General features: G+C 71.1%; 6 protein-coding genes. 4 read left to right on the forward strand and 2 right to left on the reverse strand.

Annotated elements, in window-relative coordinates; all coding sequences use genetic code 11:
- Window positions 1–82: 82 nt before the first annotated feature.
- Entirely contained in the window at window positions 83–1768 is a 1686-nt protein-coding gene (locus tag MFF54_RS21430; protein WP_238306125.1) for a thiamine pyrophosphate-binding protein, read from the reverse strand.
- A gap of 61 nt (window positions 1769–1829) precedes the next feature.
- Window positions 1830–2714, reverse strand: a complete 885-nt coding sequence (locus MFF54_RS21435) for a LysR family transcriptional regulator (RefSeq protein WP_238306133.1) — start codon at window positions 2712–2714, stop codon at window positions 1830–1832.
- 176 nt (window positions 2715–2890) lie between these two features.
- On the opposite strand from MFF54_RS21435, the gene MFF54_RS21440 reads away from it, so the two are divergent.
- The 4 genes from MFF54_RS21440 to sdhA form a co-directional block, all read left to right on the forward strand.
- Entirely contained in the window at window positions 2891–4192 is a 1302-nt protein-coding gene (locus MFF54_RS21440; RefSeq protein ID WP_238306145.1) for an SLC13 family permease, read from the forward strand.
- 154 nt (window positions 4193–4346) lie between these two features.
- Window positions 4347–4748, forward strand: a complete 402-nt coding sequence (gene sdhC / locus MFF54_RS21445; RefSeq protein WP_238306162.1) for a succinate dehydrogenase, cytochrome b556 subunit — start codon at window positions 4347–4349, stop codon at window positions 4746–4748.
- A gap of 14 nt (window positions 4749–4762) precedes the next feature.
- Window positions 4763–5176, forward strand: a complete 414-nt coding sequence (gene sdhD / locus MFF54_RS21450; RefSeq protein WP_238306165.1) for a succinate dehydrogenase, hydrophobic membrane anchor protein — start codon at window positions 4763–4765, stop codon at window positions 5174–5176.
- 22 nt (window positions 5177–5198) lie between these two features.
- Window positions 5199–6588 (forward strand): succinate dehydrogenase flavoprotein subunit (gene sdhA / locus MFF54_RS21455; protein ID WP_238306173.1); only part of this gene is annotated, 1390 nt, incomplete at its 3' end.

The following is a 6588-nucleotide window of genomic DNA, read 5'->3' on the forward strand; positions in this document are numbered from 1 at the left end:
GTCTGCGGGGGAGGAGAACCGCTCTTCAGCACCGCATGAGGATCACGATCCAAGTCTCTCAGTTAGAGAGAGATCCCACCTCTCACGTCGCCTGAACCACCACCTCCACGAGGTTCGGGCCACCCGACCGGATCCCCGCCTCGATCGCGGGCGCGATGTCGCCGGCCCGCTCGATCCGGCGCGCCGGCACGCCCATCGAGGCGGCGAGCGCCGGGAAGTCGATGCGCGGGTCGACGAGGTCCATCGCGATGAACCGGTTGGCCCGCACGGACGCATAATGCGTCTGCGATTTCATGAACCGCTTCAAGATGTTGTACTCGGCGTTGTTGATCACCACGAAGGTGATCGGCAGGCCCTCATGCGCCGCCGTCCAGAGCGCCTGGGGCGAGTACATCGCGGCGCCGTCGCCCACGATGCAGACGACCGGCGAGCGGTCGAGCCCGAGCGAGAAGCCGACCGAGGCCGGCATGCCCCAACCCAGTACGCCGCCCCGCATGGCGGCGTACTGGTGGGTGTTCGGGCTGTCGAGGAAGGTGCGCAGGTGGGTGAGCGTCGCGGGGGCCTCGTCCACGATCGCGACATCGTGACCGACCGCGCGGGCCACCTCGCGGGCCGCGACGAGCGGCGCGATCACCGGATCGGCGAAGGCGGCGTCGGCCGCCTCGGCGAGCTTCGCGCGCCGGGCCACCCGCGCTTCCGCGGCCCGCGCGCGTAGCCCCGCATAGGCGTCCGCCCGGGGCGCGAGGCGGGGTTCGAGCAGCGGCAGCAGCGCGTCGAGGGAGGCGCGGATATCGCCGACCATCGAGAGAGTCGTGGTGTAGGTGCGCCCCAGATCGCGCACGTCCGCCGAGAGCTGGAACACCTGCGTGGTGGCCGGCACCGCCGAGCCCTCGGTGTAGAGCACGGTGATCAGCGACTTGCCGCCGAGCGCGAAGACCGCGTCGTAAGCCCCGAGGATCTCGGCGATCTCCGTCGCCTTGGTCGGCAGGTTTCCGGCCCAGAGCGGGTGCGCGGTCGGAAAGGGGATGTGGGCCGGCCAGGACGAGCCGTAGACCGGCGCGCCGAGGAGGTCGGCCAGCGCCACCGCCTGGGCGGAGGCGTCGCTGGAATCGATCTCGTCGCCCGCGATGAGTGCCAGCCGGCCGGGCGGCACTGCCGCGAGATGGTCGGCGAGCCGGTCCAGCGACCCGGCCGTGGCGCAGCGGTCGATGGTCGAGACCGCGCCCGCGGGCGCCGCCGTCATCGCCTCCATCACGTCCATCGGCAGCGACAGGAAGACGGGCCCCGAGGGCGCCGCGTTGCAGTCGTGGAAGGCGCGCCGCAGCAGGATCGCGAGCTGGTCGGCGTTCGTCACCTCGCGGGCCCACTTCACCGCGGGCGTCGCGATGGCGACGAGGTCGCCGGACAGCAGCGGGTCGGTGATGGCGTGGCGGGAATCCTGCTGGCCGGCGGTCACCACGAGCGGTGTGCCGGAGACGTGGGAGTTGATCAGGTTGCCGAAGCCGTGCCCGAGGCCGCCCGCCGTGTGTAGGTTGAGGAAGGCCGGGCGGCGGGCGCCCTGCGCGTAGCCGTCCGCCATCGCGACCGCGCTCGCCTCCTGCAGGGCCAGCACGTAGGCGATGTCAGGGGTCTCGGTGAGCGCGTCGATGAGGGGCAGCTCGGTGGTGCCCGGATTGCCGAAGATGTAGCGCACGCCCTCCGAGCGCAGCACCTCGAGCAGCAGCGCCGCCCCGCGCCGCGGCGCCACCGAATCCACTGTCGCGATCACGCCAGCCCGCTCCTCTCGCTCGATCCGAGGGCGAGAGGTTACGCCAAGCCGCTCCCCCGCGTCAGGCCCGTAGATGCGCCACGAAGGCCTGCGCGAAAGTCGGAAGCGCGTCGAGGTCGCGCAGGCACAGGGAGAGATCGCGGCTCGCCCAGGCGTCGGTCAGCGGCAGCACCGCGATGTCGAGCCCGCGGGCCGCGCGGCGCGCCGTGCTCTCCGGCACGATGCCGAGCCCGACCCGGGCATCGGCCAGCCGGCAGACCGCATCGAAGCCGCGCAGCTGCACCCGCAGCCGCATCGGCCGGCCGATGCGCGCGGCGCGCTCGGCCAGGAAGCGCGTGATCGCGCTCGCCCGGTCAAGCCCGACGAGATCGTGCTCCAGCACCTCGGCGAAGGCCACCGCCTCCCGCCCGGCCAGCGGATGGGTGCTCGCCGCCGCCACCACGAAGCGGTCCTGCCGGAACGGGAAGGTCTGGAGCGCGCCCGTATCGACGGTGCCCGACAGGATGCCGAGATCGGCCGCGCCCTCCGCCACCAGACCGACGATCTCGTCCGAGGTGTGCTCGTCGATGTCGACGCTGACGCCGGGATGCGCCGCCAGATAGGCCGAGAGGGCGTCCGGCAGGAACTCGGTCAGCGCGTTGGTGTTCGCCACCACCCGGATCTGCCCGACCGTGCCGCCGGAGAAGGCGGAGAGTTCGGTCTGCATCCGCTCGACCGCCGCCAGGATCGTGCGGGCATGAGCGAGGAGCGCCCGACCCGCCGGCGTCGGGCTGACGCCGAGCCGGCTGCGGGTGAGGAGCGCGGCGCCGAGGCTCTCCTCCAGGCCCCGGATCCGCGTCGAGGCGGCGGCGAGCGCGAGGTTCGCCCGGGCGGCCCCGTGGGTGATCGATCCGGCCTCCACCACGTGGCGGAACAGCGAGAGATCGACGAGGTCGAAACGCATCATGGGGCCGCTCTCGCATCCGTGATCGGCGAAGCGCTTCGCGCCACCGGTCCTCTCTGCGAGTCACCGAGATTGGGGCTCGCTTCCTTCGCCTCTTGCGAAGGCTCCGTCAACGACTCCCGAATTGCGAACGGTTCCAAACCGGCAGACTGGTTCCGGCCAGGAACGAGGGTTCATCCATGCACGGAGAGGCGGCCATCTGGGCGACCGGCGCCCTGCTCGTGCTCTGCATGGGCCTGTGGGCGACCGCGCTGATCCCCGAGATCGTCACGGTCCTCGTGTTCTTCGCGCTCGCCATGCTCTTGAAGCTCGGCGCGCCCGCCACCGTGTTCTCGGGCTTCGCGGCGTCCGCCTTCTGGCTCGTGCTCGCCGGCATGGTGGTGGGGCAGGCGATGACCCGCACCGGGCTCGGCGCGCGCCTCGCGCAGAGCCTGGCCTCGCGGCTCGGCGGCTCCTACCCGCGCTTCATCGGCGGCCTCGTCGCCTTCAGCGTCGGGCTCGCCTTCGTGATGCCCTCCAATCTCGGGCGCATCGCCCTGATGATCCCGGTGACGCTGGCCCTCTGCGACCGCTTCGGCCTCGGCCCCGGACGCCCCGGCCGGGCCGCCGCCGTGCTGGCGGTGGGGGTGGCGACGCCGAACCTCTCGGCCGCGATCCTGCCCGCCAACGTGCCCAACCTCGTGATGGCGGGCGCCGCCGAGAGCCTGCTCGGCCTCCACCTCGCCTACCTGCCCTATCTCTGGCTGCACGGCCCGGTGCTGGCGGCCGTGAAGGGCGGCCTCCTGACGCTCCTCGTCGTGCGGCTCTTCCCCGACAGGCTGGAGCCCCGGCGCGACGGCGCCGTCACCACGACCCCGCTCTCGGGCGCGGAACGGCGGCTCGCCGCGCTCCTCGTCGCCACCCTGGCGCTCTGGGCGACGGACAGCCTGCACGGCATTGCCCCGGCCTGGATCGGGCTCGCGGCGGCCGCGCTCTGCATCATGCCGCGAATCGGCGTGATCCCGGCCGAGGCCTTCGGTCAGGTCTCGCTGCGCACCTGCTTCTACATCGCGGCCCTGCTCGGGCTCGTGGCGCTCGTCAACGAGACGGGGCTCGGCGCGCGGCTCGGCCACGCGCTGCTCGCGGTGGCGCCGCTGGCGCCCGGCGCGAGCGCCCAGAACTACGCCGTGCTCACCGGCATCGCCACCGTGCTGACGCTCCTCGTCACCGCCAACGGCGCGCCCGCCCTCTACACGGCGCTCGCGGGCGAGATGGCGACGGGGAGCGGTCTCGACGCGTTGACCGTCGTGATGATCCAGGTCGTGGGCTACAGCACCGTGTTCTTCCCCTACCAAGCGCCGCCCGTCGTATTCGCGCGCGAGCTCGGCGGCGTGTCGCTGCGGGATGCGACGCGGCTCACCCTCGCCTTCGGCGCCGCATCACTCGTTGTTGCAGCGCCGTTGAACTACCTGTGGTGGCGCGCGCTCGGGTGGCTGCCATGAGACGTGCACAGGGCGGGTCCGAAAGAATCGTATTCAAAATCATAAGCGTGACAGATCCGCCGGATCGTTCATGCCGCATTGTGGCTTGCCCCTCGGCGGCCTAGCCCTACCAGTTTAGAGACGCTTCAGTTCGCAACTGCGAGGCCCATTCAGCATGGCACCGACAGCCCGGCCCACGGTGGCCCAACCCCTCTCGCCGCACCTCCAGATCTATCGCTGGACCTGGACCATGGCGATGTCGGTGCTCCACCGCGTCACCGGCACCGCGCTCTACGGCGGCACCGCGCTCGTGGCGATCTGGCTCGTGGCCCTGGCCTCGGGACCGGCCGCCTACGGCTGGGTGGCGTGGTTCTTCGGCTCGTGGATCGGGCGGATCGTGCTGTTCGGCTACACCTGGATCCTGATGCACCACATGCTCGGGGGCCTGCGCCACTTCGTCTGGGATTTCGGCGTCGGCCTCGACCGCACGACCCGGATGAACCTGTCGCGTTTCACCCTGATCGGCTCCGTGAGCCTCACCCTCGTGATCTGGGCCGCGGCCCTGACCTTGCGCTGAGTAGGGGCGTCATCATGGCCGACAACCGCCAGGACACCAGCGTCTCCATCCGCACCCCGCGCGCCCGCGTGCGCGGCCTCGGCGCCTCCGGGCACGGGGCCGACCACTGGTGGTTCCAGCGCCTCACCGCCGCCGCCAACCCGCCGCTGATCATCGCCTTCGTGATCATCGTGGCGATGATGGCCGGCCGGCCCTACCCGGAGGCGGTGGCGCTGATGGGCCATCCGCTCGTCGCGATCCTGCTGATCCTCACGGTCCTCTCGGTCACGCTGCACATGCGCGTCGGCATGCAGGTGATCATCGAGGACTACGTCCACGACAAGGCGCTGCGCATCACCGCGCTCTTCGCCAACACCATCTACACGGTCGTCGTCGCCGTGGCCTGCTTCTACGCGATCCTGCGCGTGGGGCTCTCCCGCCTCGTCTGACCGGAACCCAAGGAGCTTCTCCATGGCCGCCAACGGCACCAACGGGTCGCAGCCCGCCTACACCATCCACGACCACAGCTTCGACGTCGTCGTCGTCGGGGCCGGCGGCGCGGGCCTCCGCGCCACCGTCGGCTGTAGCCAAGCGGGCCTGCGCACCGCCTGCATCACGAAGGTGTTCCCCACCCGCTCCCATACGGTGGCGGCGCAGGGCGGCATCTCGGCCTCGCTCGGCAATATGGGCCCGGACGATTGGCGCTGGCACATGTACGACACCGTGAAGGGGTCGGACTGGCTCGGCGACCAGGACGCGATCGAGTACCTCGTGCGCAACGCCCCCGCGGCCGTCTACGAGCTGGAGCACTGGGGCGTCCCGTTCTCCCGCACGGAAGAAGGAAAAATCTACCAGCGGCCCTTCGGCGGCATGACCACCGATTACGGCAAGGGCACCGCCCAGCGCACCTGCGCGGCGGCCGACCGCACCGGCCACGCCATGCTGCACACCCTCTACGGGCAGGCGGTGAAGAACCACACCAACTTCTTCATCGAGTACTTCGCCCTCGACCTCCTGATGGACGAGGACGGCCGCTGCCGCGGCGTGATCGCGATGGATCAGGCGACCGGCGAGATCCACCGCTTCCGCGCGGCGATGACCATCCTGGCGACCGGCGGCTACGGCCGCGCCTACTTCTCGGCGACCTCGGCTCATACCTGCACGGGCGACGGCGGCGGCATGGTGCTGCGCGCCGGCCTGCCGTTGCAGGACATGGAGTTCGTGCAGTTCCACCCGACCGGTATCTACGGCGCGGGCTGCCTGATCACGGAAGGGGCGCGCGGCGAGGGCGGCTACCTGACCAATTCCGAGGGCGAGCGCTTCATGGAGCGCTACGCGCCGTCGGCCAAGGACCTCGCCTCGCGCGACGTGGTCTCACGCTCCATGACCATGGAGATCCGGGCCGGCCGCGGCGTCGGCAAGGGTGGGGACCACATCTTCCTGCACCTCGACCACCTCGACCCCAAGATCCTGCACGAGCGCCTGCCGGGCATCTCGGAGAGCGCCAAGATCTTCGCTGGCGTGGACGTGACGAAGGAGCCGATCCCGGTCCTGCCGACCGTGCACTACAACATGGGCGGCATCCCGACGAACTATCACGGCGAGGTGCTGACGCTGAAGAACGGCGACCCGGACACGGTCGTGCCGGGTCTGATGGCGATCGGCGAGGCGGCCTGCGTCTCGGTGCACGGCGCCAACCGCCTGGGCTCCAACTCGCTGATCGACCTCGTGGTGTTCGGCCGCGCGGCGGGCCTGCGCTGCGCCGACATCGTCGAGGCCAACGGCCGGATCCCGGACGCGCCGAAGGAGGCGACCGACAAGGCGCTCAGCCGGCTCGACCGCTTCCGCTACGCCAACGGCG

It is taken from the genome of Methylobacterium gregans (assembly GCF_022179245.1).
Classification (GTDB): domain Bacteria; phylum Pseudomonadota; class Alphaproteobacteria; order Rhizobiales; family Beijerinckiaceae; genus Methylobacterium; species Methylobacterium gregans.